The organism is Acidilobus saccharovorans 345-15 (genome assembly GCF_000144915.1).
In the GTDB taxonomy this organism is placed as follows: domain Archaea; phylum Thermoproteota; class Thermoprotei_A; order Sulfolobales; family Acidilobaceae; genus Acidilobus; species Acidilobus saccharovorans.
In genome coordinates, this window is sequence record NC_014374.1 from 1,121,818 (window position 1) to 1,147,374 (window position 25,557).

The 25,557-nt window shown below is 51.2% G+C and carries 29 protein-coding genes; 8 read left to right on the forward strand and 21 right to left on the reverse strand.

Annotated features, from left to right (window positions below; translation table 11 throughout):
• Nucleotides 1–403 precede the first annotated feature (403 nt).
• A complete protein-coding gene (thyX, locus tag ASAC_RS05730) occupies nt 404–1,405 on the forward strand; it encodes an FAD-dependent thymidylate synthase (protein WP_013267048.1) in 1,002 nt (333 codons plus the stop codon).
• On the opposite strand, the gene ASAC_RS05735 is transcribed toward thyX, so the two are convergent.
• From ASAC_RS05735 to ASAC_RS05745, 3 genes are all read right to left on the reverse strand, one after another.
• Nucleotides 1,316–1,984: an RNase P subunit p30 family protein gene (locus ASAC_RS05735; RefSeq protein ID WP_048812849.1), complete on the reverse strand. Its 669-nt coding sequence runs from the start codon at nt 1,982–1,984 to the stop codon at nt 1,316–1,318. The genes thyX and ASAC_RS05735 overlap by 90 nt on opposite strands.
• A complete protein-coding gene (locus ASAC_RS05740; protein WP_083774077.1) occupies nt 1,981–2,409 on the reverse strand; it encodes an RNA-binding domain-containing protein in 429 nt (142 codons plus the stop codon). Before ASAC_RS05740 ends, ASAC_RS05735 begins: the two co-directional genes overlap by 4 nt.
• Nucleotides 2,410–2,477: 68 nt before the next feature.
• Complete coding sequence (locus ASAC_RS05745) at nt 2,478–3,140, reverse strand: 50S ribosomal protein L15e (RefSeq protein WP_048813019.1); 663 nt, start codon at nt 3,138–3,140, stop codon at nt 2,478–2,480.
• 199 nt (nt 3,141–3,339) lie between these two features.
• Between ASAC_RS05745 and ASAC_RS05750 the strand changes: the two genes are divergently transcribed.
• Nucleotides 3,340–3,630: a hypothetical protein gene (locus ASAC_RS05750; RefSeq protein WP_048812850.1), complete on the forward strand. Its 291-nt coding sequence runs from the start codon at nt 3,340–3,342 to the stop codon at nt 3,628–3,630.
• Here ASAC_RS05750 and ASAC_RS08000 read toward each other — a convergent pair whose 3' ends face one another.
• The 12 genes from ASAC_RS08000 to ASAC_RS05800 form a co-directional block, all read right to left on the reverse strand.
• Nucleotides 3,631–3,906, reverse strand: a complete 276-nt coding sequence (locus ASAC_RS08000) for a KEOPS complex subunit Pcc1 (RefSeq protein ID WP_420805109.1) — start codon at nt 3,904–3,906, stop codon at nt 3,631–3,633.
• Nucleotides 3,907–3,928: 22 nt separating this feature from the next.
• Complete coding sequence (locus tag ASAC_RS05755) at nt 3,929–4,516, reverse strand: Brix domain-containing protein (protein WP_013267052.1); 588 nt, start codon at nt 4,514–4,516, stop codon at nt 3,929–3,931.
• A gap of 7 nt (nt 4,517–4,523) precedes the next feature.
• Entirely contained in the window at nt 4,524–4,796 is a 273-nt protein-coding gene (locus ASAC_RS05760) for a 50S ribosomal protein L37ae (protein ID WP_048812851.1), read from the reverse strand.
• A 6-nt stretch (nt 4,797–4,802) separates the two neighbouring features.
• Nucleotides 4,803–5,645 carry an exosome complex protein Rrp42 gene (gene rrp42 / locus ASAC_RS05765; RefSeq protein ID WP_013267054.1) on the reverse strand — a complete coding sequence of 281 codons (843 nt, stop codon included), beginning with the start codon at nt 5,643–5,645 and terminating at the stop codon, nt 4,803–4,805.
• Nucleotides 5,642–6,370, reverse strand: a complete 729-nt coding sequence (gene rrp41, locus ASAC_RS05770) for an exosome complex exonuclease Rrp41 (RefSeq protein WP_013267055.1) — start codon at nt 6,368–6,370, stop codon at nt 5,642–5,644. Before rrp41 ends, rrp42 begins: the two co-directional genes overlap by 4 nt.
• A gap of 4 nt (nt 6,371–6,374) precedes the next feature.
• Entirely contained in the window at nt 6,375–7,079 is a 705-nt protein-coding gene (gene rrp4, locus ASAC_RS05775; protein WP_013267056.1) for an exosome complex RNA-binding protein Rrp4, read from the reverse strand.
• On the reverse strand, nt 7,076–7,780 hold the full coding sequence (locus ASAC_RS05780) for a ribosome assembly factor SBDS (RefSeq protein ID WP_013267057.1): 705 nt from the start codon (nt 7,778–7,780) through the stop codon (nt 7,076–7,078). Before ASAC_RS05780 ends, rrp4 begins: the two co-directional genes overlap by 4 nt.
• Before the next feature lie 100 nt (nt 7,781–7,880).
• The gene (gene psmA, locus ASAC_RS05785; protein ID WP_013267058.1) at nt 7,881–8,654 is read right to left on the reverse strand and encodes an archaeal proteasome endopeptidase complex subunit alpha; all 774 of its coding nucleotides are present in this window, start codon (nt 8,652–8,654) and stop codon (nt 7,881–7,883) included.
• A gap of 213 nt (nt 8,655–8,867) precedes the next feature.
• Nucleotides 8,868–9,059, reverse strand: coding sequence for a 50S ribosomal protein L24e (locus tag ASAC_RS07735; protein ID WP_013267059.1), 192 nt, complete (start codon nt 9,057–9,059; stop codon nt 8,868–8,870).
• A 41-nt stretch (nt 9,060–9,100) separates the two neighbouring features.
• A complete protein-coding gene (locus tag ASAC_RS05790; protein ID WP_013267060.1) occupies nt 9,101–9,922 on the reverse strand; it encodes a cation diffusion facilitator family transporter in 822 nt (273 codons plus the stop codon).
• 124 nt (nt 9,923–10,046) lie between these two features.
• Nucleotides 10,047–11,246: a cytochrome ubiquinol oxidase subunit I gene (locus ASAC_RS05795; RefSeq protein ID WP_013267061.1), complete on the reverse strand. Its 1,200-nt coding sequence runs from the start codon at nt 11,244–11,246 to the stop codon at nt 10,047–10,049.
• 8 nt (nt 11,247–11,254) lie between these two features.
• Nucleotides 11,255–12,943, reverse strand: coding sequence for a cytochrome ubiquinol oxidase subunit I (locus tag ASAC_RS05800; protein ID WP_238523597.1), 1,689 nt, complete (start codon nt 12,941–12,943; stop codon nt 11,255–11,257).
• A gap of 480 nt (nt 12,944–13,423) precedes the next feature.
• On the opposite strand from ASAC_RS05800, the gene ASAC_RS05805 reads away from it, so the two are divergent.
• A complete protein-coding gene (locus ASAC_RS05805) occupies nt 13,424–13,906 on the forward strand; it encodes a hypothetical protein (protein ID WP_013267063.1) in 483 nt (160 codons plus the stop codon).
• A gap of 57 nt (nt 13,907–13,963) precedes the next feature.
• On the opposite strand, the gene ASAC_RS05810 is transcribed toward ASAC_RS05805, so the two are convergent.
• A complete protein-coding gene (locus ASAC_RS05810) occupies nt 13,964–14,296 on the reverse strand; it encodes a hypothetical protein (protein ID WP_013267064.1) in 333 nt (110 codons plus the stop codon).
• 149 nt (nt 14,297–14,445) lie between these two features.
• Between ASAC_RS05810 and leuS the strand changes: the two genes are divergently transcribed.
• The 4 genes from leuS to ASAC_RS05830 all read left to right on the forward strand — a co-directional run bounded on the left by leuS (nt 14,446) and on the right by ASAC_RS05830 (nt 19,790).
• On the forward strand, nt 14,446–17,343 hold the full coding sequence (gene leuS, locus ASAC_RS05815; RefSeq protein WP_420805099.1) for a leucine--tRNA ligase: 2,898 nt from the start codon (nt 14,446–14,448) through the stop codon (nt 17,341–17,343).
• Nucleotides 17,344–17,413: 70 nt separating this feature from the next.
• Nucleotides 17,414–17,947: an HD domain-containing protein gene (locus ASAC_RS05820; RefSeq protein WP_013267066.1), complete on the forward strand. Its 534-nt coding sequence runs from the start codon at nt 17,414–17,416 to the stop codon at nt 17,945–17,947.
• 122 nt (nt 17,948–18,069) lie between these two features.
• Nucleotides 18,070–19,200 (forward strand): DUF763 domain-containing protein, encoded by a 1,131-nt coding sequence (locus tag ASAC_RS05825; protein ID WP_083774081.1) that lies wholly within the window; start codon nt 18,070–18,072, stop codon nt 19,198–19,200.
• On the forward strand, nt 19,197–19,790 hold the full coding sequence (locus ASAC_RS05830; RefSeq protein WP_013267068.1) for a metallophosphoesterase family protein: 594 nt from the start codon (nt 19,197–19,199) through the stop codon (nt 19,788–19,790). Before ASAC_RS05825 ends, ASAC_RS05830 begins: the two co-directional genes overlap by 4 nt.
• A 5-nt stretch (nt 19,791–19,795) precedes the next feature.
• Here the strand turns inward: ASAC_RS05830 and ASAC_RS05835 are convergent, their stop codons facing one another.
• Nucleotides 19,796–20,206 carry a secondary thiamine-phosphate synthase enzyme YjbQ gene (locus ASAC_RS05835; protein ID WP_013267069.1) on the reverse strand — a complete coding sequence of 137 codons (411 nt, stop codon included), beginning with the start codon at nt 20,204–20,206 and terminating at the stop codon, nt 19,796–19,798.
• A gap of 71 nt (nt 20,207–20,277) precedes the next feature.
• Between ASAC_RS05835 and ASAC_RS05840 the strand changes: the two genes are divergently transcribed.
• Nucleotides 20,278–20,925, forward strand: a complete 648-nt coding sequence (locus ASAC_RS05840; RefSeq protein WP_013267070.1) for a dihydrofolate reductase family protein — start codon at nt 20,278–20,280, stop codon at nt 20,923–20,925.
• 91 nt (nt 20,926–21,016) lie between these two features.
• Here the strand turns inward: ASAC_RS05840 and tes are convergent, their stop codons facing one another.
• The 4 genes from tes to ASAC_RS05860 all read right to left on the reverse strand — a co-directional run bounded on the left by tes (nt 21,017) and on the right by ASAC_RS05860 (nt 25,425).
• Nucleotides 21,017–22,792, reverse strand: coding sequence for a tetraether lipid synthase Tes (gene tes / locus ASAC_RS05845; protein ID WP_013267071.1), 1,776 nt, complete (start codon nt 22,790–22,792; stop codon nt 21,017–21,019).
• Between the two features lie 200 nt (nt 22,793–22,992).
• Nucleotides 22,993–23,418 carry a thioredoxin family protein gene (locus tag ASAC_RS05850; RefSeq protein ID WP_013267072.1) on the reverse strand — a complete coding sequence of 142 codons (426 nt, stop codon included), beginning with the start codon at nt 23,416–23,418 and terminating at the stop codon, nt 22,993–22,995.
• Between the two features lie 51 nt (nt 23,419–23,469).
• Nucleotides 23,470–24,882 carry a phosphohexomutase domain-containing protein gene (locus tag ASAC_RS05855; RefSeq protein WP_013267073.1) on the reverse strand — a complete coding sequence of 471 codons (1,413 nt, stop codon included), beginning with the start codon at nt 24,880–24,882 and terminating at the stop codon, nt 23,470–23,472.
• Between the two features lie 291 nt (nt 24,883–25,173).
• Entirely contained in the window at nt 25,174–25,425 is a 252-nt protein-coding gene (locus ASAC_RS05860; RefSeq protein WP_048813020.1) for a hypothetical protein, read from the reverse strand.
• Nucleotides 25,426–25,557: the final 132 nt, after the last annotated feature.

Sequence of the window (25,557 nt, forward strand, 5' to 3'; positions counted from 1 at the left end):
GTTAGTCGCTCGGCCTCATCATCCCTCTTCCCTCCCCGCGCCTAGGTTAGGAGCCTGCCTCTCAGCCACGAGGCGAGGAGTTTCACTGGGCGCCTTCCTCCATCTCGCGACTGCTCGTAGACTTCACGGCGGCGCCCCCTTCTACATCATTAGAGGCAACAGCAGAGCACGTAAAATTCACGGTTTATCAGAAGCCGCTGACGACGGCACACGGCACCGGCCTACTTGATTGCATTAAGGGGATTAGAGGTAGTTAAAATAACGGGCAGTTACGTAAATACGCTATAGGCTAAGCCTATGTAAAAGGCGCCTTTAAGGCCTTTTAAAACAACTTCAGGAGCAGACATGTCAAGAGGCCTGTTGGTTTAAAACTGTAGCCACTCAACGAGTTATTTGGGGCGCTTTGGAGGCCCTACAAATAAGCCTTGGCATAACAGTGAGACTGGTTCAGTACACCCCTGACGCGCCTAGGATAGTTGCCGCGGCCTCAAAGATGAGCACGTCAAGGAAGGGTTCCCCTGAACTCCTGAAGATAGACGAGAGCGAGGTCGAGACATGGATAAGGGAGACTCTAAAGAGGGGCCACCTGAGCCCCTGGGAGCACTCAAGCTACACGTTCATAGTTGAGGGCTGCTCCAGGGTCTGCTCTCATCAGCTTGTGAGGCACAGGATAGCAAGCTTTACGCAGCAGAGCATGAGGTACACCGAGGCCTCACTAAGGGAGATGGCCCTGACGGCAGCCTCAAAGCTTGGTCTCGAATGTCCCCAGAGGCCCAAGGGCGAGAGGGCAAGGGAAGTCTACGCCTGCTACTCAGAGTCCCTCAGGCGGGCGGCGGAGGGACTGTCTCTGGAGGAGATGGTAAGGCTGGCCTCAACAGCCTACGTCATACCTCCCTCGCTAAGCGATGAGAAGAGGCTTGAGGCTTACGCGAGAGGCCTGCTGCTGGCGACCTCCACCTACTATAGGCTGCTTTCAACAGGCGCCCCGAAGGAGGACTCAAGGTTTATCATACCCATGGCTGTGAGGACTAAGCTGACGTTCACAATGAATGGGAGGGAGCTCGTGGCCTCATTCCTGCCCCTCAGGATGTGCACCCATGCCCAGTGGGAGATAAGGCATGTGGCCTGGCTGACTTGGTCCGAGCTCATGAAGGTTCACCCTCAGCTCTTCAAGTACGCTGGGCCTAGCTGCGTGCTGCTTAACAATGGCCAACTGGAGGATCCAGCAGGCCTTGAGGACTACCTATCAGGTAAGACAAGGTTCGTCATAGCTAAATGCCCTGAGCTTGTGCCGAACAAGAACATACCAAGCTGCTTACTGTTTGCCTCCCGTTCCCTGAGCGGGAACCCCCTCGAGCCTGAGTCCTCTGCGGGAGAGGACGAAACCGGGGGAGCTAGTGAGTGAAGAAAATGCATACTCCCTAGGAATTCCAAGGCTTGAGAGCAGGCCAATGATCTCAAGGGGGTGCCAGAGCTCATAAGGGCTTTCGGCGTCGCTGACTACTACAGACCTTAGCCCAACCCTATAGCATCTTATCAGTACTTCGTAGAGGAAGCTCAGCCATCTTTCATCGCTAATTAGCGGTCTGAGCGGTATCTCAACGGCGCCGCCGCCCCTCTGAAGCAGTAAGTTAAGCGTTTCTTTATCAGGGCGAACTGGAGTCCCTGGCGCAAATCTTATCATGTCGACTCTCTCGTTCTTAGCTGCCTCCCTATATTTGCGAAAGTCTAGCGGAACTACCGACACTAGGGTTTTACTATCAACTTTTCTCAGCAGGCTGTCAAGGTCGGTGTTGCTATCAACCTCGAAGGTCACCCTCCTCACCATTGTTACCTTAGAGAGGCCCTCTAAACTGCCATGACTATATTCTGCGCGCTCTTCGACTCCAATAACCTTAAAGCCAAGGTTAGAGGCTCTCTCTACAAGCTCCTCCGGCTCCTTAGCTAACTTAATGGAAAGATCCGCAAATATGCTGTGCGTCACTTCTTTAGGCCCTCTATTTCACTCCTGAGCTCCTCAATCAGCTGCTCTCTTGATTCTCTGAAAAATCTAACTCTAACCTTTATTACATCATCGGAGTCGGAGAGCACAACCTTGCCTAGGTAGGCCTTCTGCTTATCAAATCTCAGGTGCAGTGAGCCCTCCTTGTCCACTCTCTCCTCCAATGATGATAACAGGAACCTTCTGTCGGGCTCCGTCAGCATCGAGATCATCCTGTTAAAAGCCTCTTCAGCTTCCTCCTTTTCCTTCGAGGTCGAGACTACCGTTATAGGATTGCCAAAGTATCCTCTGAGCTCCTCTACAACTATGTTAGAGGAGCCTATCAAGTTGTGCAGTGCACGAATAACCTTTTCTTCATTCTCAGTGGCATGGACATAAACTCTGGCTTCTAACGATCTGACGCGCAATTAACTTCACCGCGCTCTAAGGTTAAATTATGACAGGGCTTAGTTCGGGAGTTTAATAATTCTTTGGCTTATTTGTTATCACTCTTAGTGTGGGGCACTATTAGCCTTGCCCCCCTGCTAGCCTCATGCTTAGCCTTTCTGGCCCTCTCCCTAGCTTTCTTCTTCCACTTCTGTATATGGGTTCCTCCAAGCCCTCTGCTGCTCAGCAGGCCCCTGGCCTTCTTCCCAGCCGCTGTAAGTCCTCTGAAGGGCCTTCCCCTAGCGCTGGCACTGATAGCAACCCACTTAAGCTGGGGGTCAGACTTTATGGTAGGCGCATTGGGGTCTACCATTATTACCTCAAACCACTTATGTTGGCCGTCCTCGGCCAGGTAGTAGCTTCCAAGGACCACTAGGTTGGGGTAAGCTCTCTGCGCCTTCTCCTCCGCGACTTGCTGTAGGCTCTTAGCTAAGGTATAGCCCTCTACGCCCATTCTCTTCGGCCTTCTGCCAGAGTCAGGCCTTACCTTCCTCTGCCCTCCCTTTCTGACCCTTACCCTGACTACTACAAAGCCCTGCTTTGCCTTATATCCTATGGCACGGGCCCTGTCGAGCCTCAGGGGTTTATCAACGCGGACTATTGTAGGCTCATCCCTCCACTCTATTAGCCTCTCCCTCATCAGTTTGCCGTGATCGCCGTCATAGGGTCTCTTCCACGCTTCAGCTATGTAGTGGTATAGTCCATAGGCCACAGCCTGCAGCCTCCTACTCACTTGCTGCAGGCTTGGGTTTTTAAGCTGACAGCATCCCCGGCAACACGCTTTGACATGAGGGAAATCATGAAACTCAGGATAACCGTTTGCTAAGGTTAGTCCAGTTAACATCTTCCCAGGAGTCTTATATATGGAGATTTTAGTCTTAGCTTTTCTACATAGAAAGGCGGCCTGAGAGATGAAGCTAGATAAGCTTTTGCAGTTTGTTTCAGGAAATCCTATGTATAAGGTTAACTTAATGGAGGGCGCCGTAGAGCTTATAGCAACCACCCCGAGTATTGGTGAGGCAGCCTCCGATACTGAGTCGCAGCCCGCGGAGTCTCGACGCATGATCATAATGTTTAAAGTGAACCAGGATAACGAAGTGATACCAATAGAAGCTTATGTCGAGGAGGGCGATAGGAGAAGGCCCCTCTCAATTGACGAAGTAAAGTGGTGGCTCGAAGTTTTAGAAGCCTTGACAGGCTAATCACTTTATATGGCCTTTAATATCTTTCTGATGAGGGGTCGAAGCCCTGGATGTCCAAGGTCTCTCATGCCCGCCTGGCGATAAGCTTCTTACAACGGAGTAGGAGGCATGGACTAAATAAAGGTATGAGTTCACAATAGCCCTCAAGTCACCCAAATCATCAGAAGTCACAGATATTTTAAGGCAGTTATCCTTAACTTCTACATTAATGCTGCCCTTTCTTGGAGTGCCCGGCTGAGAGGCCTCTGCAATTAAGGCCCTATATATTGCAGTTATGCCATTAAGTTCCCCGCAGAGCTCAAGCTTGGCCTTTGCGAGACCCGTCTGGAACCACCACCCTTAACAGGGGCCCAAAGATGGCGTTAGTTTTAAGCTTCCGTGGCGCTATGGTTACTTGATCCCCATCTAAGGAAACTTCGAGGTAGTCTGTGTCAGGCCTTTCAGTAGCTCTGAGCTGAAAGGCGTCGGCCAGCAGCTTTGTTATGTAAATCGTGGTCTCATCTTTACTGGAACTTACCACCTCTCTGCACTGCCCAGCGTCCCTCCGGCCCAGCTCCCTCCTCAGCTTAACCCCAGCTATCTTTAGTCTTCCAATCTCAACAAGGTTCTCCTCAGAGGGAGAATATACCACTATCAGGCCCGGGTTACCCCTCCACTCATTTATTATAACAACGCGTTTAAATCCATTGGCGACGGCTATGCTGTTGAGGTCTCTTAATGACTCATGGCCCCTTGTAAACCTAACAACTCCATATATGGCGGACTCCAGATCCTTTATGAGGGCGCGAGTCCTCCTGCTGGGCCTTCTGCTGCTGGTGAGCAGTGTTGTAAATTCAGAGGCCCTCCCCGACAGTCTCCTTACGAGCCTTAGGGGCCTCTCGCTCAAAAACCCCTCACATCCCTGACGTTGAGTAGTATGGAGGCAGGTAGGTGGCTACCTCAGTGCGCGGCACATAAGCCCCTCCTGCCCACACCCTGCCACACTTGGCGCACTTCCATACCCCTGTCGAAATCCTCTTGAGGGTGCCTACACTTCCACAGAATGGGCACGTGTGGTCCGCGTACCTCTTCTCGAGAACCGCTTTGACCCTCTTCCTCAGCGTAGAGCCATACCTAGCACCATATCTTCCCGTTATCCCCACTGACTTGGTGTGGCTATAGACCACAGGGCCTCACCCTTGGCTGCCGCCGCTCTGAAGCGCCTGGTCTAGCAATTTAAAGTAAACTTGTGAGGCATTTCTTGAAATATCGATGACCTTGAGCAGCTCGTCCCTGGTGTAACCCCCCATGCCGCTCTTCTGCATGCCTACTATAGTCCCCTGCTCGTCAAATGCTATAACCATTCTGCTGTCTGCTAGCAACTCTTCATCTATGTTGGGGTCTATTAGTATGTAGTCGCCCACCTTCACGCTCGTGACTAGCGCGACGCGCCTATTTAGCTTAAGCGGGGTCCCCTTCTCCCTGTTTATTATTATTTCCCCTGATTCCGTTTCCTCGTACTCAGGGACCTTAGTGTTCATTAGCGCAGCCATAACTCCCAACATGCTAGCGTCGAAGTAGTTGCCATCATAGTCGAGCACGTAGATGTCTATCCAAAGGACCCAGGCCTTCTCACCAGGCCTTATCACAAGGGAGCTCAGGTCTATCGCCTTGGGATCTCTTAAGCTTCTATCTATAACCCTCGACAGCTCGACAGCGTTTTCATCAGGAGGTCCTGGCTCAAACGTAGGCGAAGCCACTGGGGTCAGCTCAGAGTTAACCTGAAGGACCCCCTCATTTGGCGTATCCCTATACGGGATTCCTACCTCTAATTTGACACCGACAAGCACCTGCGTGTTGCCAAGTTTGACCCACGCCGATCCGTCAGCCTTATCTATTACGCCTACCTGTATTGAGAGGTTCCTAGGCGTAGCGAAATCACGCTGGTCGCTCCTCACGCCCTTCTTGTAAAGGCTAATTAGGCTCTTACTCCTGATCTTTGACACTATAGGTACCCTGTATGGCGTGTAGCTCACTCCACATCGACCTCCTCTATGGAGCTCCTTAGGGTCTGCTTTTCCTTTTCAACTAGCTCGCTTATAGCTTTAAGTGCCATATCAAGGCCCTTTTGTGTCTCCTCCACAGTCATAACGCCGTTGAGCTGGAACAGCGTTATCAGACCCAGGTCAGGCGCAGCCACTACAGGCATATCGGCCTCACCAAAGTTATCCTCAGGCTCGTTAAGATCTAGCACTACAACGTTGTCTACCTTGCCGATGGCAACTCCGGCTACCAAGGCCCTCATAGGTATGCCGGCGTCAGCGAGGGCTAACGAGGCTGCGGTCGCGCTGGCCGTCCTGGTGCCTCCGTCGGATTGGAGCACTTCTACATAGACCTCTATTACAGTGCGTGGGAAGAGTTCCGTTATTACGACGGGCTCTAAGGCCTCCCTTAGAACCTTAGAGATCTCCACTTCTCTTCTGGTCGGTACAGGGCTCTTGCGCTCCTCCGTAGAGAAGGGAGCCATGTGATATCTGACGAACAATGACGCCCTGTCAGGCAATACAGTGTATTTTTGTAAAGGCTCCCTGGGTCCATAAACAGCTGCTAAGACTTTAGTTTTACCATAGGAAACTATGGCCGATCCGTCGGCGTTGCTTAAGACGCCAACTTTCATATCTACGGGCCTCATCTCGTCAGGTAACCTTCCGTCAAGCCTTCTGCCGTTTTCGTCGAAGAACTTAGCTGGCCTTACGTGCATCCTCTCAGACCCCCCTAACCCTTCTCTCCTCCTCTATAAACTGCTTCACCCTGGCCGTGAGACCTGTCGTGTGGGACTGAGTCTCAATCATCTTTATGGCCTCGGCCACTATTTCCTGAAGGATCTCGTTCTGGCAAGTTATATGCACTCTTCCGTTTACCGCGACAAAGACATCGCAGCCGCTGGCGCTCTTTATAGTCTCTATCATTGAGCCCTTTTTGCCTATTATCCTTGGCACCTTAACTGGCCTCACGGTAACCACAGTGCCCTCTGTAATCCTCCCCAAGCCCTTGTCCTGAACCGTAAGGGCAGGGCTCCTCACTCTATCAAAGGCAACGATTCTTGCCTTAACGTAGTCACCTATTTTTAGGTATGTAAACGGATCGTCGGGAACTTGGCCTCCCTGCTTGACCCCGAAGAAGTCCTGGATGCTGAGCGTGGCCTGGTAAGGCGAGTTTATGTCGAGGAACCAGTTGGCGGCAGCGTGAGAAGTCACTAGGCCAATTACTATATCGCCCTCATTGGGGAAGTAAAAGCCCTTCAGCGGCACGAAGGAAGCGCCCTCATCCTTTATATCTAATAGTCCGGCGACTGCAGCTCTCTTCTCTCCGTTATAATCAAAGAGGTAAATGTTCTGGGCCTGCTTGATTCCCTCTACCTTATCCCCCGGCAGCACTAACACCTTTTTAACCTTCTCCTCTTGGCTCACTGCGAGCTCACCTTCACGTTAATCTGCGCCTGTCCTCTCGTGAGGCCCTGGATCTTATCTATAACTTCAAGCTGCATGCCCGCTGGTATCTCGAGCTCCACCTTGAGGCTGCCGTCATCAAGCCACGTGGTTTTCTTCACGTCACCTAGCCTCTTAACCTCACCTATAGCTCTCCCGGCAAACTCAGGGGGTATAGTAACCTCAACTAAGGCCCTTGCAATCTTTATGGGAATAACCGTGGCCATTTTCTTAATGGCTTCCAGCGCCTGCTGCTCCACAGGCCTGAAGGGGTCTACCCCTATCCTTAACTCCTCGAAGAGGTTCTCTATCCTCTGCTCAGGTATTGGAGAGCCGCTCTTAGGGTCAACGGCGTTCCTGGCGATATATGTTATTATCTGCCTCCTCTTCATCTCAATGATCTTCCTCCTCTCCTCCTCAGTTATTTGAATTTGCCCTTCCTTGAGTATGCGCTCAGCAATGGAGTTAATATCATCCGTACCGAAGGCCTTCTTGATGGCCTCTGGGCTGGCCTTCAACCCCTTTCTAACATCCTTGTAGACAGTGTCGGACCAGAGCACATCTGATATAGATACCTTTTCTCCTTCCTTGAACTTAAAGGCCTCGTCGGGCTTCACCAGGATCTCAAAGTGCTGCCCCTTTATATCAATCCAGGCAATTACGTAGTCCTGCTTTTTAGGCAAAATCTCGCCCCAGCAGCTTTCGATCCATAAGTGCAAGAAGCTTTAATAGCTATAAAAGGCTTAAGCAAGAACCTAATGGCAACGGGCATCCATATTATGCTTATGAGGATAACATCTCGCCCCTGCTGGACTTCACTATCTCCTTGATAACGTCGCGACCTACCTTGTTAAAAGTCCTTTCCTTAGTATCAATATAAGCTACCTCTACATATTCATCAAAGGCGTTCGCCAAGTCCTCCTTCTTCTCGTCGGAGGAGGCGACCCTTCCCTTGAACAGCGCTATGATAGCCAGTTTTATGGCATCGTCAAGGCTGAGATCCTTCTTGTAGTTCTTCTCCAGGTAGCTGTTGGCGGCGTCACCTCCAAGGCCTATAGCTATAGCGTAGTAACTGAAGTACTGACCTCCCGGTTCCGTCCTAAAAAGCCTCGGAGTTCCGTCGGAGTCCACGCCGCCAAATACTAGCGCAACGCCGAAGGGCCTAACGCCGCCATGTTGTGTGTAAAGCTGCTTTAGGTCGGCCACGGACTTAACTACGTACTCGGTGCTCGGCGCTTCTCCATACGTCAACCTGTGCCTGACTGCTACGAGCCTGGCATAGTCTATCAGGACCCTTCCATCACTGCCCATGCCAGCGAAGGTTACGCCTATGTGGTCGTCGACCTTATAGATCTTCTCTATACCATTAAGGTCCAGGAGCGGCGTTATCTTTCTCTTCTCAGCAGCTAAAATTACACCGCTGTCTGTTAGCACGCCTAGGCTTGTCCAGCCTTTCCTAACAGCCTCAAAGGCATATCTTACCTGATAGAGCTCCCCGTCGGGAGAAAATATGGTGATTGCACGATCGTAGGCAGACGGAGGCGCGGCCATAGCCATTCTCTATACCCCAGCAGTCCGGTAGGCACGCATTTTTAAGTATCTATTGGTAACTTCCTCTAGATATCGCTTCAGTTAAAGGCTCCTTGGCTATTATTTAGCGGTGCGGCATCACTATGGCATAATAGGTTACATCATTTAAGCAATAACCCTGGTTGTCCGCGTTTTAAGTTCATAAGCAAGGGAGTCGCGATAGCTTCATTAATGGGGATCTTAGGCTAATGACTTAAGAACCCAGGGCCTGGCCCACTTGAGCTTTCTCGGGTTACGCTTTAGTTTAATGGCGCTCTTAAAGCACTTACTGCTGCAATACCAGAGTATTTCCCCTCTTTCACTGACATACATTTTACCTGTGCCTGGCTCTATGGGCCTACCGCAGAATGCGCAAGTCATTTCCTTAGGCATAGCCGCACCCGCACTGACTGAGGAAAGGTCCCTTTAAAAGTTTAGGCCCGCTCAGGCTCAATGTGGACCACCAGTTTGACGTTATATTTTTCCAGGGCCATAATCTCTATCTTATCAGCAAGCTCATGTGCTGCTTCCACGCTTTCCGTGGGAGGGGCCTCTATTATCACATAGCCAGCTACGTAGTTGTCCCCGACGCTCCTGAGCTTAAGATCCTTGACCTTAACTCCCATGGAGCTTATATCCTTGGTAAGTCCTTCAGATACGCTCCTGGGAGGAGCTGGCCCGGTAACCTTGTAAAGTATGGCTTTTGAGTTAGTTATTACCTGGTAGGCCAGGTAAATTAGCATAGCCGCAGCCCCGAGCCTGTCTATTTCAAATGACACATAATGGGCCAGCGGCAGGACAGCCAGAGCCACAAGGCTCTCAGCTATCTCACTGGTAGTCACATTAGAGTATGTTACGAACTGCTCGCCAAGCCTTCTTACTGTTATAACGCTGACCGTGTAGAGCCCGGCCACTATTAGCGGCACCAGCCAGGCCATGCCAGCCACTGAGTAACGGGAGGGGTTAAGCACCTCGTCAACTCCAAGCCCAAGTATGAAGGCGTACACGAGAAGCGTCAGCACTGAGGCGCTCAGCGAGTAACCAGCGTGGCCAAACGGGTGATCTAAGTCCTCGGGCTCGAGCTCTTTCCTGTAAAAGTAGGCATTAGATATGATTACCACTAGATTGGCTATGCAGGTGAGACCGTTGATAACAAGCAGCCGGCTGTGAAAGGCCACTCCTCCTACTGTGTTAAGCACGGAAGCTAAAGCGGCAGCTGTTATAGATATCATCAATATTCTCTTGGCCTCGTCCATCACGCTCACCAGCTCCTTGTATCGGATATTCGAGAGGCAGTTTTAAGCCTGCCTTCGTTCACTGCCATAAAACAGCCAGCGGAAAAAAGCCGAGTTGTTTTTAGTCGCAGCTAATTGATTAAGGTTATTTAGAAGAACCCTTAAAGAAGACTACATAAATGAACACTATTATGACCACTATCATTATGGCCATCATAAAGCTTGTGAAGAACTGGCCAAACGACGCTGCGGCCAGAGTGTTATAATTAGTAAGGTTATTGTAAGCCGCTATAAACGTGCCCCACGGCTTCGGGAGGGACGCGGCCTGTGTAGCGTTAAGCGACGCTATAAATCTTGGGAACTGAGAGAACGCGTTGAGCATCTCGCCGGCCTCTATAGTTCCTAGGGCTGCGGCCCCTCCAATGACGGACCAGAAGGCCACATGCCTGGAGAGCAGGTTGCCTCTAAACGCGGCATAAGCTATGTATACGAGAGCTATGAACTGCAGGGCAACCAGGGCTAGGTGCAAAACAAATATCCAAGTGAAGTTATAAGCGGCGTCGCCTCCGATAGTAACTCCAAATCCTACCATTATGTTGTTGAACTTGTAGGGAACGCCCGTGAGCGACATAAGGTAGGCGAACATGAGCGGAACCATAAGCAGGAGGCCTACCAACGATGGTATGAAGAACTTTCTCAGCGCGGCCTCAAAATAGGCTTTCTCGTTGTCCGGGTGCTTCAAATAAGCTATAGCAAAGCCAGCCATTATTGCTATCATCGTCGCCGTCAGTGCGCCCACTATGCTTGAGAGGTAAAGCGGCCAGAACGTCGGGTTGGAGTAGGCCTCAGCGACGTTGAGCGAGGGCCCCGACTGAGTGAAGTAAAGGCCCACCGGCTTGTTAAGGAACGCAAATACCCCCCTGAAGCCGAACGGTATGAGGAGTGCGGACGCGGCCATTAGGAAGCCTATGAAGTTGTGAGTCCTTGGCGACCACCTGTCCCAGCCGTACCAGTACGTTATGAGTGAGAAGAAGTTCAGCGCTACCATAGCTATGGCTATTGCAAACGGAACTATGGCCACGGTTCCTATTACTAAGGTGGCGAACGGGTAATAGGAGAAGAGGAACACGGTAAATGCTGTCCCGAAGACGCCGGCTATGCCGTACGTTGCCGCATAGTACTTCATGAGCCTTCTTGCCATGCTTACCGTGAGCTGGTCGCCATGTTTCATGCCAAGGTAATTAAGGAGCGGTATCAGGACAGCAAGGCCTATGACCAGGTTTACCATAACTATATGTATGCCGAAGTTGAAGGCCAGCCAGAATATGGAGCTGTAGAACATCATCTCACCCCTTAATACGTCACCTCATCAAGGACCTCCCTCTTGGAGGGCACCCAGAGGAACCTGTAAACAGCGTAGACCAGCGCGGCGCCTATAACTATGTAGAATACGCTGAAGAGGGCCTCGCCCCAGGCCGGTGGGACGTTAACCGTAATCGTGTCGCTCAGCGTCATCATGCCGTAGACCACCCATGGCAGTCTTCCCATCTCCCTGGCGGCCCAGCCCATGTAGCTTGAGAGCTGTGCTAGCACGGCAGCTGGAACAAGGAGGTAGAGCCAGAACCTGGGTATCCTGTCAGCCCTGTGGAATGCTATGTAACCAGTTAGTATCAGAGCGTAGACGCCTAATGCTATGCCAAAAACTACCATGGCGTAGTATGCGTAGTCTACTATTAGCGGCGGCAGGTAAGTCGAAGTGCCGGGCACTCCTAATGTTGGCGAGAGGTTGCCCCAGCCGCTGTAGTGCGTCATAAGGTAGCCATAGTTTGGCAGGTGCGCGCTTAAGGTGCCATAGGCCAGGAGCTTCTCTATGGGTCCCGTGTGGAGCAGCTCAGCTATAGAGGTGAAGCCTGGGACGCCTAGACCTTCAAAGGCGGCGAACTTCTCAGGCTGGTAATGTGCCACAGCTACGCCCATCTCGTGACCAGCTATGAGGCCCTGGTATATGATCACTATGAGTGAGAAGACCACTGAGAACTTGAACGCCTTGAGCAGGTACTCCTTATACCTCTTATCCTTGACGCTCAGCAGCCTGGTCCCGAAGCCGGCCATTGCAGTGAAGCCTGATACCGTTAGGCCGGCACCTATGGAGTGCATCACTGAAGGGGCAAAGTCGGGGCTCTCAAACAGGTACAGGTATATGTTGTAGTACCTTACAGTGGAGTCCATTATTGAGTTGACTACGTTGAGCACCGGTACAGCAGCCAGCCCTGGGTCATTTAAGGCGCTCGGCTTCAGCACAAGCTTTAGTATGCTCTGGTTTAATGTGTAGCCCGCAAACGACTCGTAGACGAGCCTGTCTACTATAGTAACCGGCACGGCAGCTATAACGCCATCGCTGGTGGTGCCCATTATCTGGACGTGAAGTGACTGGAGAGTCGTTACGTTCAGCAGCGACGCTATGCTGTTAGGTATCACAAGGGTCAGCTTTGGATAGCCCTCGGCGTAAAGCCACTGGCCGGTAGTTGCATTATAGTCAGGTATTAAGCCAGTGGGTATCTGCATGTAGGCGTTTGCAGCGACTATCATGGCGCCTGAGTACCATGGACCCACAAACGCGAAGAAGGTTAGGACTAGCCTGGCCTTAGGCGACAGCTTGTCCCAGCCATACCACAGCATGTAAATGACCAGGACCTCCATGATAAACGCGAAGACCTCGGCGTACATCGGGAAGTAGAGCCACTTTCCAACGGCTGTGAGGACCCTGGGCCACACGGTTATGAGGCCGAACTCCACCAGGGTGCCCGTGGCAGCCCCTACGGCGAAGACTAGCGCTGTGCCCTTAACGAGGACCTTAGCTATCCTCATCCAGTCAGGGTCCTTTGTCTTAAAGTATATGAGCTCCGCTATGAAGGCCATGAACGGGAGACCTAGGACATACTGGAGGATTCCCCAGTGTATACCTATGCCGACGATCGACATGCCCCTGGTGCTCCACGAGCCGTAGTCCACGAGCTGTTGCCATACGTTGATGCCGGACACCTCGCACCGCCAGTTTTAAATTCTAAGTATATGCGTCCTTTATAAAAATGTTTCACCTAGTACGTTATAACGTATATAATGTTATTTATTTTGATAAATATATGATCAATTATCAAAAACGTTGAGAGACTAACGCCGCTTTAGGTGTAACCTAAGGGAGGAACTGCCAGAGGTCCGATGGACTAGGATTCATCATTGGGGGCGCCCTCCGCTGTCCGGGTTCTACTCTTCATCCTATTGTTTAGGCGCAGGTGGAGGGCTTAAACTTCTTCTCGTAGGAACTCACATGGTCCTTAAGCTGGAACGAGCCTACAGCAGTAACCTTTAAGTTAAATTGGCCAGAGCCAGGCAAGTTCTTAACTTCCAGTGGACGCGCCTTTTAAGCTGAGGCCACGGGTATATTAGGCGTCAAGGTTGGTGTATCAGCCTCCTTCCAAAAAGGGAGGCCTTTACCTTACTCTTTCTCCAGAGGTGCGTGCTATGTCTAGCGACGTAGAGACTAACTCGCAGCCTGCTGCCGCGGAACTTTATCTGGAGGATATAAAGGGGATAGCTGATGAGGTCGCCAGGCTTCTCTTCATAGCGGGGTCTACTAGAGGTAGCGCCGCGGCCCAGCTGTCCGTTTATGCCTCACTTCTTTATGATGAGCTGATAGCTAAGGTTAACCTGAGGGATCACGTCGATGGAATAATTAACCTCACTGGCGAGCCCCTCTCCAGTGCCGCCGACGTCGTTGACTGCATGGGCTATAGGGCTGTAGCATCGCTCCTCGTAGCTGCATCTAAGGCCTTGGAGGGTGAAAGCCTGGAAGCCTACAGAAGAGACCTGGAGCTCTTCGCCGACTGTATGGGCTGGCTAGTGTCGCCGCAGAAAATGCTCAGCGACGAGCAGAGGGGGGCAGCCGTGTTAGTGTCGTTTGCTGCGGCTATAAACAAGTGGCTTGAGGAGCTGGCCTCATCTTAGGAATATGGTGTGGACAGGGCTAATATTATGGACTAATCTAAAGGGCCATGGTCTTCATCATTCTTCCTCGTAGAGCCTAATGGTTATTTCAGCTTTAACCTTCTGTGACGAGAAGGGCGGCGTCTCCTTGCCTAAATCGATTGCGATACTGACTGGGTTGCCCAGGTCGTCAGTGAACCTCACCTCGGCTATGTAGGTCTGCTCAGGCCCTCCCGACTCCATCATCTTCATTATGGACTCGTAAAGCCTTGATATAGCCATCTGGAAGGATGCGGGGCTCGCCAGGTCGTCAGGCTTAAGGCTTATCATGGCAATGTTTTTAAGCGCCTTGCCTACTTTTGCCTCGGCCTGCACATGCCTTACTATCTCAGCTCTCTCCTCCCCGCTCATCTCTTACTACCACTGGGGCTGTCACAGCTGGGCTTATTATATGTGTTAAGCTCGTTGAAAACCTTAAGGTTCTCTTGAGTTATAGCCTGGTTTAAGCCGCAAGCGGGCAACAGCTTTTAAGTTAGGGTCTTAGGTAATGCCCAGAGAAGGTGGAGCGGTTGACGCTAATAACAAACGTAAGAGCGGCTGAAAGATTAAAGTCTATAGAGGATAAGTGGCAGGCCGAGTGGAGCAGAGCTAAGGTCTATGAAGCTAATGTCAATCCATCAAAGCCTAAGTTCTTCGTCACATTTCCGTTTCCGTACATGAATGGCTTACCTCACCTGGGCAGCGCGTTCACTATACTCAGGGTTGACATAACGGCAAGGTATAAGAGGATGAGGGGCTACAACGTCCTCTTTCCTCAGGGCTGGCATGCCACGGGAGGTCCAATAGTAGCCGCCGCTCGCAGGCTCAGCGAAGGCGACGCGAAGATACTGAATGAGCTTAAGTCCATGGGAGTGTCCGAATCCATGATACCGCAGTTTAAGGACCCCGCAACGTGGGTCAGGTACTTCACTCAGGAGTGGAAGAAGGACCTCATGAGGTATGGTCTTAGCATAGATTGGAGGAGGGAGTTCTTCACTACAAGTCTTAACCCTTACTTCAGCAAGTTCGTCGAGTGGCAGTACCTTAAGCTGCGAGACCTGGGCTATATAAGGAAGGGGGAGCACCCCGTAGTCTGGTGTCCCCACGAGAAGAAAGTCGTAGGCGACCACGATAGGCCTGATGAGTATGTAGGCATAGGTCCTGTTGAGGCTACCATAGTGCTGTTCAAGCAGGTGGACGGCGACGCCTACTTAGCCACCCTAACATACAGGCCTGAGACCATATTTGGCGTGACTAACCTGTGGGTTAATCCTGCCTCTGAATATGCGCTGGCAGAGGTCGACGGAAGGAGAGTTATACTCAACGAGTATATGGCTGAGGAGCTGGCGGATCAGAGGCACGAGGTTAAGATTATAGGTAGGGTTTCCGCCCGCGAGCTCATAGGAGTCAAAGTCATAGTGCCCTTGACAAACGCAGTGGTGCCTGTCCTGCCGGCCACATTTGTCGTGCCAGACGAGGGCACTGGACTCGTCATGAGCGTTCCGGCACACGCCCCCTATGACTACGTCGCACTGATGGACCTAAAGAAGATGAACGAGGACGCGTTAAGAGAGTATGGCATAGACCCATCAGAAGTTCGCTCAATAAGGGTCAAGAAGATAATAGAGACGCCTGGGCTTAAGGGGATACCAGCAGAGAGCATAGTATCTAAGCTTGGCGCTAAGAGCCAAGAGGACAGGGACCTTCTCGAGAAGGCAACTAAGGACCTCTACTCAAGGGAGTACTACATGGGTGTAATGAAAGGCGAGGTGGGAAGCTACGAGGGACTTAAAGTTATAGAGGCCAGGCCAGCCATAGAGAGCGAGCTCGTTAAACTAGGCCACGCGATCAAGGTCTACACCCTTCCCTCTAAGGTCTACTGCAGGTGCGGCGCCAGGACCCACGTTAAGTTCGTCGAGAACCAGTGGTTCCTCACCTACAGTGACGAGGGGTGGAAGCTGAGGACTAAGAAGCTGCTCTCTAACATGAACATCTACCCTCCGCACCTTAAGTCAGACTTCATGCAGCTCGTCGACTGGCTCAAGGACTGGGCGTGCACTCATCAGAACGAGCTGGGCACGCCGCTGCCTTGGGATAAGGACTGGGTCATAGAGAGCCTCAGCGACTCTACAATATACATGGCCTACTACACCATAGACTATTTGCTGCAGGGCAAGGTAAACCCTGAACAGCTTAAGCCTGAGTTCTTCGACTACGTATTCCTTGGCAAGGGATCAGCCGAGGAAGTATCAAAGTCCACGGGGCTGCCCCTGGAGCTCATAGAGGCAGCGAGGAGGGAGTTCACCTACTGGTACCCGGTAGACCTTAGGATAAGCGGCAAGGACCTGATGCAGAACCATCTGCTGTTCTTCATGTACCATCATGCAGCAATATTTGATGAGAGCCTCTGGCCCCGCGGCATAGGAATAAACGGCTGGGTTCTGATAAACGGCGCCAAGATGAGCAAGTCAACTGGGAATTTTATAACACTACGTCAAATGCTCAATGAGGCTGGGGCTGACGCCACGCGCATTGCAGAGGTGTTAGCTGGCGCGGACGGCGGACTGGATGACGCTAACTTCACCTTGCGTGACGTGGACACCGCGCTCTCAGACCTAGTTGATTGGCTTGACTTCGTCAAGGATAACTACGGGAAGGGCAGGGATGAGAGGTTAGCTATAGACGACTGGTTTGAGAGCACGCTGAACTCGACCGTTAAGAGGGTAACTGAGAGCATGGAGCAGCTGAAGTTCAAGACCGCCTTTACTTTGGCCTTCTACGAGCTGCAGAACAAGTTCAGGTGGTACCTTAAGAGGGCTGGGACGCCTAACAGGGACCTGCTGAAGAAGTACATCGAATACGTTACCTTGATGCTGGCCCCATTCGCCCCTCACACAGCTGAGGAGGCTTGGCATGTTACAGGCCACACCACATTTGTCGTCACGGAAAAGTGGCCTGAATACGATGAGAGGCTGATAAGGGATGACGTTGAAACAGCGGAGAGGATAGTAGAGGTTCTGTTAAATGATATAAGGGACATCGTAGGCCTCCTAGGTGCAGCCAAGAGCGTCACAGTTACCGTGGCGACGGAGTGGAAGTACGCAGTTCTCAGCGACCTCAAGAGGGCAGTGGACGCTGGCAAACCATTAAAGGAAGCCGTTAAAGATGTCATGGGGAAAGATTATGGCGTGCCCCGCCAGGAGCTGTCAAAAGTGTTGCAGAGCGTGCTCAGAAGCCCAGAGGTGCTAGAGTTGCTGGTCTCAAGGGACGTGGAGCTTAAAGCCCTGGCCGAGGCCAGGGACTTCCTTTCAAGGGAGCTAGGGGGGATTGAAATAAGAATTGAGAAGGAGGAAGAGGGCACCTCACCGAGGAAAAGCAACGCCCTGCCAGGTAAGCCAGCCATATATGTTTCTAAGTGATAAACTTGCCTAGTCGCACAGGCTTAACTCAAAATAAATTCGTGATCAACGAACATATGCGTGACCCAGGATGAGACTGCCCGATGTAATAGTAGCCCTGAACTCGCTCTCAAGGACCGGCTGGATGTTAAGGGGGGTCCCATCTTCATTGGCTGAAAGCGTCTCTCAGCACTCGTTCGCCTCAGCGCTCATAGCGGCGGAAGTGGCCTCTTCAGCGGGCCTCGACCCCTTTAAGGCGGCGTTCATAGCGTTAGTTCATGACATAGGCGAATCGGTTATAGGCGATATATCAAGGAGTGCAGACATTAAGGAGGAAAAGGAGGCAGCCGAAAGGAGAGCCATAGAAGGCCTAGAGATCAGCAGCCTTATAAAAGCCTCTGCCATAGAATACTCGGAAGGAAAGACCCCTGAGGCCCAGGCGGCTAAGGTGGGGGACCTGGTCTCAACTATGCTTCAGGGTCGCTACTATGAAGCCCTTGGCTTTAAGGTATCCGACATAGTTACTTCTTCATGTAAAGAAGCTAAAGACGCAATAGCTAAGCTGTCTAACGGTTCGAAGATCTTGGAAACCCTTAGCCGCAACGGCATTGAGCTAAACTGCTGACTGCGCAAATTGAGCCTGACGGCTATGTTTTGTATTACATGGTTTTGTATTATATGGCGCAAAACTAATCCGAAGTCCAAAACAATTAAGGTTCTCTGGACAACCTTTTACGGGGCCAACGGTTGACAGGCGCCGCCGACCTTCCATTACATGATGGGCACGTACCCCCTTGGATGCTAAAGGTTATGAAGTCCCTTACAGAGAACATAGTTAAGGTTATCGTTGATGAAAGAGGACCTGATGGTCTAGTGAGAGCCTTGGCTGACCCCTTCTGGTTTCAGGCATTTAACAACGTCATTGGAATGGACTGGGATAGCAGTGGGAGCACAACCGTGGTTGTAACGCTGCTTAAGGAGATCAGTTGGTCCAACGAGCTGGGTTTTCTAGTACTTGGCGGTAAGGGCAAGAGGATGCTGCAGGTGAAGGAAGAGGCTGAAAAGGCTGAGAGGTTGCTGGGAGTAAACTCTGAGGAGGCCTTTACGTTTAGTAAGGTAGCCGCCCGCGCAGCCTCGACGTTCTTGCAGGACGGCTATGAAACATACGTGCATGCGCTGGTGCTCACAGGCAAGGGGCCTCAGCTTGTAATTCAACAGGGTATGAACTTAAGGACACGGATGGCAAGGCGGTATCATATAGATAGGGCTTCTGTAGAGGAGCCTTTCTCTGGCGTCGCAGGATATCGCAGCAATATAACGCTCAACGCGACTGCAAAGGAGAGCAGAGCCGCTAGGAAAGCTTACCTTGATATAATTGCCGAGGGCAAAGAGAGACTTCTAAGGCTACTGGCCCAGAGCAACGCTGCTCTGGGAGCGCCTAACCTCCTAAGGTACATTGAGGGGGAAGTCAAGGCACCGGAACCAAAGGCCTATTATAAGCCAGTCGTGCCCTCAAGGCAGCTGCTTAGATCACTTGACATAATCTATAGGAACCCGCCTCAGAACGAGGAAGACTTAGCTACCGTGGAAGGCCTTGGGCCCACCATGGTGAGGGCCTTGGCCCTCATAGCTGATATAATATATTCTGTGCCAACCTCGGAGAGGGACCCAGTCACTTTGTCAATGGACCCCTTCGCTTACGCTTATGCAATTGGAGGCAAGGATGGGGTTCCATACCCATTTGACAGGAAAGTTGCCGAGGAAGCCATAGAGTACCTGGCAAGGGCCATAGAGGAGTCAGCGTTGGGGAACGCGCAAAGGCTAAGGGCCATGGCTAGGCTAAGGCAGTACCTGGCCAGATACGGTGTGGTACTATGATAATTGCTCATGTCTCCGACATACATTGCAACCATGAGATCTTTAAGAATTTTTTGTCCTCTGAGAAGTTTGACCTCCTGGTGGCCTCTGGGGACTTCGAGTGCGTGGAGACCGCCGAGCTCCTGGCGTCCTGCTGTCCAGGGAAGGCGCTGGCTGTGACTGGTAACCTGGACGACCCCTCCATAAGGAGAACTTTGGACAGAGGGGGCGTTCTAGTGGACGGCAGGCTCGTTAGGGTGCAGGGCCTCAATATAGCGGGAGTAGGAGGCATAGACTTTAGGAGCGATATAATGAAGCTGAGGAGGACAGTAAGCGAGGGCGAGGCTATAGACGTGCTAGTAACTCATTACCCACCTAAGGGCGTACTGGACCTGGCATATATAGGGGCTCATATAGGACTGCCGGAGATAGGACTTCTGGTAAAGGAGCTGAAGCCGAAGATACACCTCTTCGGTCATGTGCATGAGTCCCCGGGAGCAGAGTTTAACGATGCAACGCTCTCAGTAAATCCAGGGCCTCTGAGCATGGGTAAATACGCAATCATCACTCTAGGTGAAGGACCACCACGGGTTGAGCTGAAGGCTCTTTAGTCGCGTCACTCCCCGATAAACGTCAGCTCTAGATGCCTCGTCCTTGGGCCATCCATTTCGACGAGGAGCACCCTTTGCCAACGACCTAGCTTAGGGCTGCCATTTATTACAGCGAGGCACCTGGAGTTGCCTATGAATGAGGCTGCTATGTGCGCATGAGCGTTGTTATCTATTAGGTTATGCTTCCATGGCCCTCCTGGTTCAAAGAGCCTCTTTACGGCGGTAAGTATATCATCCATGAGTCCCGTCTCGGCCTCATTTATAGTGACGGCTGCCGTCGTGTGAGGCACCGATATCATGAGAAGGCCGTTTGTTACGTTGTTCCTATAAAGAAATTCCCTGACCCTATCAGTTACGTCTATTACATCAAACCTGTCTCTGGTTCTAACATCCAGCGTCTCGTTAATGAATTTCAATGCTCACCCCGTACCATATATGGCCTTCGATTTTATTAAAAGCTAGGGCACATGAACCGTTAGGGGATCAGGTGAGGCCCTATACCATAATATTTTCAACTATGAGCGTTGACGGGCGTATAGCCACAGAGGAAGGCTTTTCAAGGCTTAGTTGTGACGAAGATTTCAAAATTCAACATGAACTAAGGGCATGGTCAGACGCAGTTTTAGTGGGCGCCAATACGGCGATAAAGGACAATCCTTCCCTGACGGTCAGGAAGGCCGTTGGTAAAAACCCATTAAGGGTCGTGGTGGACGCATCACTTAAGGTGCCCCCCACTCTTGACATGTTTTCGATTCCTGGAAAAGGCGTTATAATAACCACGGAAGATCACAATGGTGAGGAGCTGGCTAAGTATAAGGAGAGAGGCATAGTAATAATAAGGGCTGGCGTAGGGCCTGAGGTTGATCTGAGAACCGCTGTGCGCGCCCTGTTTGAAATGGGCGTAAGAAGGTTAATGATAGAGGGCGGAGGAACTACTAGTTACAGGTTTCTGAAGGAGGGCCTTGTAGACGAGCTCTGGATCACGCTTTCACCTATAGTGTTCGGCTCTGGCACAAGTATAATTAATGGCGAGAGGAGCCTGCTTCAGGACCTCTACTTGAGGGAACTCAAGGTACTATGTGGTGGCTGGGTTCACTTAAGGTACAAGGTCATTAAAAGGGAGAAAGAGGTCTAGGCCAGGTATAAATAAACGAAGCACGTGACGGCCGCGCCAACGTAGGTAGCCAAAAGAGTAAACTTTATCATGAGAGGCCTTTGGGTAGGTTTTAATAAATTAGGCCTTTATATGTTTCATAGTAGAGCGGGTCCTTCTTTATCCTTAGTATGTATTTGGATCTGTTGTACTTCTCTCCTGGGTTGAAGCCCTCCATCTTGTTTACCTGTAGGTCCATCTTCTTGTACTTAGCCTGTATATAGTCCCTGTAGAGGCTCTCCATCACATTGAAAGTGCAGAAGGGCACCACCCTGCCGTCAGGCATGGTGTAGTGTATGTTGCACCTCCTGACCCTCTCCACATCGTAGTTGTAGAGGTCCATGAAGTGCATCATGCCTATGAACAGCATCCTGTAGTGCAGCTCTCCCAGGGCGTCATAGTTCCTCCTTATCAGGACACTAGTAAGCAGCTTGGAGAAGCTGAGCTCCTTCGGCATCCTCTCCTTGTCGGTGAACTTCCTGAGATCTATGACTCCCTTAAGCAACGCCAACTTCTTGAACTTCGAGTCCTCTATGTTAAACCTCTCCTCATCAAGGAACTCTATGAAGCCCTCTATGTCGAAGAAGTTCCCTAGCGGAACGAACTTGGTTGGCACGCCATCAGGTCCTCTCTCAACGAAGACGTAGTTAGCGGCGCCGCACATGGGGTGATTGGCCATGCAGAACTGCTCGCTGCCAACTGATGCCTCTACGAACTTAGCAAACTTGGCGGCCACGGGTATTGGGTACCAGGTATCTGCGGGTATCTGGCCGTCGGTCTGCTCCTCTATGCCATTTATGGCGTCAGCTATGGTTACCCTCATCCTTTCCCTTTCGCTTCTCTTTAGCTGCCCGCTTAGGCTCACGGGCTGGAAGTTGACGGCCCTTACGATGTCCATGTGCTTGCCTGCAAACTTAAGTATGAGGCCCATCTCGTTAAAGTTGGCGTTCTTGATAAGCGTCGGGACTAGGACCACGCTTGTCATGCCTGACTTCCTGAAGACCTCAAATATGAAGGGCACCTCCCAGTGGTTCTTGGGGTTAGCCTTCGGGGTTACGCCGTCAAAGCTCATGTAGACGGTGTTTACGCCCGCCTCCCTGAGCGTCCTCGCGTAGTTTATGGCCGCCTCTGGGTCGTTGAAGTACATCTCGGCGAACTTAATTCCTGCTGTGTTAAGCTGTATGTGCCTTACCCCCTCCTCCCTCAGCATCTTTATGATTTCTGGTAAATCCTCCCTCAGGGTTGGCTCGCCGCCAGTTATCTGGATTGCCATGGTGAAGCCCTGCTTCTTTATCTGCCTAACCTGGTACCTCAGCAGCTCTATGGATGGCTCGTAAACATAACCTGCCTTCTCTGCATAGAAAAAGCAGTAGTAGCAGCTCAGGTTGCACCTGTTCGTCACTACCAGGTTTACGAGTGCTGAGTGGTTCTCGTGCATTGAACACAGGCCACAGTTATACGGGCATGGCGACGTAAGGGCAACATAAGCCTTCACATGGCCCGCTCCTTTGCCGCTCTCCTCGTACTTCATCATTTTGTAGTAGATCTTGGCATCTCCGTAGTAAAGCTCCTCAAACTCGCCGTGCTCTGGACAGACCTTCCTTATGTAGATCTTGCCGCCCCTCTCTATGACCCTTGCTGGCAGGAGCCTCATGCAGACTGGGCAGAGGCTCGTAGTGTAGTTTACATGCTTTTCACCTTCCCTCAACTCAGGGAGAGGCCCACCTATCGGAATCCTCTTATCAGCTATTTCTACAAATACTTCATTACCTTCCTTAACAAGCCTGCCAGGGGCAGGCAGGGTAGGCGGCCCCTCTACGCGGGCTCTTGATACTTCAGTTACAGCCAATTATGTTACCTCCTGAGATTATTTTACGGGGACGTCAGTTATTTAAGCCTGTATAAGTATCCGTAGGGCCACGCCTAATGTAGCCTAAGTATCGGTATAGTTGGAGTATAGTTGGCAATCTCTCAAATCGATGGCTAACGCGCAGCGACAGCGGCTTTGCGAGACCCGTTTCAGGGACAGTTAAGACCAGTCCTCAGGAACTATTTGGAGGCTCTTCCAACGTACGTGCTCATCCTTCTCTTGAGCTCGTCTTTACCTACCTGGCCTACTATGGTATCAACTACTTTGCCGTCAGCTATTATTAGTATTGAAGGTATGTGCCTTACCTGGTACTTATCTGCAACGGAATAAGCGGCGTCCACGTCAACTTTGCCGAAGGCGACTCCGGGCACCAGCAGCTCTGTCGCCACGTCCTTGAAGGTCTTATAAAAGTTTATGCAGGGGCCGCACCACTCAGCTGTAAAATAAAGGAACACTATCCTGTTCTCCTTAAGTAGCGAGTCAAGGTTTGTGGAGCTGACATCTATTATGAACTCCTTCAATACCTTCTCCAGGTAAAGGGCCCTTTCCTCCAGCTTTTCTGAGAGGTCAATCCAGGGGTTAGCCTCCTTTTCTTCGCCGTTCAACGCTTGCACCTAGTCGTCTGCTGAGCAGGGCCCCTTTAAAAGTGAAAGCAGCTATATCATGCTTATTGCCTCCTCGATGTTGGCTAAACCTATGTTAAGCTCTTGCGCTGAACTTAAAGCTATGGATTTAATTTTGTCAACTATTTCTTTAAGTCTTGCAGGCCTCGTCGCCTGGGCATAAACTCTTACCTTGCTCTCAGTGCCGCTTTTTCTAACAAGTATCCAGCTTCCGTCCTCACCCTCAACTCTAACGCCGTCCAGCGTGAGCAGGTTAACTACCTTGGCTCCAATGGCCTCTTCTATGTGGTGCGAGAGGCCCGTGTATAGGAGATCTTTGTCGCGTTCCTCCCTCACTACAAAGGAGAGCCTCGCACTAGGGTATGAGGGCAGGGATAACACCAGTTCATTTATTGAGGCGCCGCTTCTCATCGTTTCGTCAACTATCAGGAGCGCCTGGTAGATGCCATCAGGCCAGGGCCCCCAGGCCGGATCTATAAGCTTCCAAGGTTCGGCGGCCATCAGGGTGTTGCTTGTCATATACTCGTGCAACCTCCCGAGCGGGGCCCTGACGATTCTGCCTCCCATTTTTTCCACCACCTGCTGAACCTCGTAACCAACATCTACTGAGACGACTATGTCGCCCTTCTTATCCATTAACTTACGGCGGGCTAGCATGGCAATTACGAGGTCCTGTTTGACAAAGCCGAGCCCCCTCACCAGCAGCGCCAGCCTGTCAGCATCACCATCATGGGCAAGCAGCATCTCGGCCCCTGAGCTTTCAAGCATTGGCTGGATAGAAGCCATCACGTCAGGCCTGGGCTCTGGAAGCCTGCCAGGAAACGTCCCATCCAGGTTACAGTTTATGCTTACAATCTTTTCAATGCCAGCTTCCCTCAACAGCTTTGGGGTCACTATGCTTGCAGCCCCGTTGGCGCAGTCGACTAGCACCTTGGGCTTCTCAAGCCTTTTCCAGCTATTAGCATCTATAAATTCTAAGGCATCGTTTATGTACGAATCGACGGCGTAGGTTTCCATGGTAAAGGATCCTACCTTGTCCCAAGAGATCTCGTGAACGGATCCAAGGTTATTTTCAATGGACTCCTCCTCACTCCTAAAGAGCTCCATGCCATCCTTTTTCAGCAGCTTTATACCGTTATCAATGGGAGGATTATGGCTAGCAGATATTGACGCGCCAAGGGAGGATCGGGAGCGCTTGACCTCATGGGCTATTACTGGTAATGGCGCTATGCCTATAAGGATGGTATCAAGCCCCCCAGCCATAAAGCCTGAGGCGGCAGCCAGCGAGAGCAAAGGGCTCGTCAGTCTTGAGTCATGGCCAACCACAGCGCTTCCCTTAGAGCCGGCTATTATTTTAGCGGCGGTCAGCGAGATGTCGTATATGAGCCTAGGATTCACCTTCTCTGGGAACGGCCCCCTGGCTCCAGCTGTCCCGAACAGCGGCAACTAGTTCACCTTCAGCGCTCTACTGCTACGATGGTTAATATTAATATTTTATAACAAGGTGCTTCACGGGGAAGCCCCTATTACGCAACACTGGTGCTGTGATGTGGCGCGTTCTGTCAGAAGAGGAGACTCATTGAGCAATCACAATAATAGCTGTCCTGGATCGCTTATGCCTTAATACAGGCGCAAGCCAACGTGATGCCAGGGTCTCTTAGCTGCCAGAGCCTTGGCACAAAAGTTCTTCTAACGACATCTTTACTAATGATATTCTTTAATAATCAGGCCATGAACTCAGCTTCCTCCCCTGAGAGGTATGGCAGGGCACTTGGCAAGGCCTAGGAGGTCACCTATCTGCTTAGGCTTAATGCACACTACTCCGGTATCCTCATCAACTTCTACAACAAAATCCCTGCCCCACCTCTCAATAACGTACTTCTTAATGTAAAGGTTCAGGGGCAGTGTGTAGTACTCGTACTCATAGACTTTACCGTCAACCTCTTTCTTGCCTTTTATCTTTCTCGCTTCAACAGCCCTAACCTTCATTTTGCTCGCCTCTATTTTCTTCATTAGGAGAACTGACCTAGATAAGCTTTTGTTAAAACGCGCAGTAGCTAGCCTTGGCCTTGCTATTTTAATGGATTATGGCGATTAAGTTTTGAGCTGGTCAAAGATTCC

What these genes read in the sequence shown, in the direction of transcription:
- ASAC_RS05750 (WP_048812850.1), top strand. Translation starts at nt 3,340, where the DNA reads ATGAAGCTAGATAAGCTTTTGCAGTTTGTTTCAGGAAATCCTATGTAT.
- rrp41 (WP_013267055.1), bottom strand. Translation starts at nt 6,370, where the DNA reads ATGCACGTAAGGCCAGCTAAGTTCTTCGACGAAAACGGCAGAAGGCTT.
- psmA (WP_013267058.1), bottom strand. Translation starts at nt 8,654, where the DNA reads ATGGCTATGGCCGCGCCTCCGTCTGCCTACGATCGTGCAATCACCATA.
- ASAC_RS07735 (WP_013267059.1), bottom strand. Translation starts at nt 9,059, where the DNA reads ATGCCTAAGGAAATGACTTGCGCATTCTGCGGTAGGCCCATAGAGCCA.
- ASAC_RS05790 (WP_013267060.1), bottom strand. Translation starts at nt 9,922, where the DNA reads ATGGACGAGGCCAAGAGAATATTGATGATATCTATAACAGCTGCCGCT.
- ASAC_RS05795 (WP_013267061.1), bottom strand. Translation starts at nt 11,246, where the DNA reads ATGATGTTCTACAGCTCCATATTCTGGCTGGCCTTCAACTTCGGCATA.
- ASAC_RS05805 (WP_013267063.1), top strand. Translation starts at nt 13,424, where the DNA reads ATGTCTAGCGACGTAGAGACTAACTCGCAGCCTGCTGCCGCGGAACTT.
- ASAC_RS05810 (WP_013267064.1), bottom strand. Translation starts at nt 14,296, where the DNA reads ATGAGCGGGGAGGAGAGAGCTGAGATAGTAAGGCATGTGCAGGCCGAG.
- ASAC_RS05820 (WP_013267066.1), top strand. Translation starts at nt 17,414, where the DNA reads ATGAGACTGCCCGATGTAATAGTAGCCCTGAACTCGCTCTCAAGGACC.
- ASAC_RS05830 (WP_013267068.1), top strand. Translation starts at nt 19,197, where the DNA reads ATGATAATTGCTCATGTCTCCGACATACATTGCAACCATGAGATCTTT.
- ASAC_RS05860 (WP_048813020.1), bottom strand. Translation starts at nt 25,425, where the DNA reads ATGAAGGTTAGGGCTGTTGAAGCGAGAAAGATAAAAGGCAAGAAAGAG.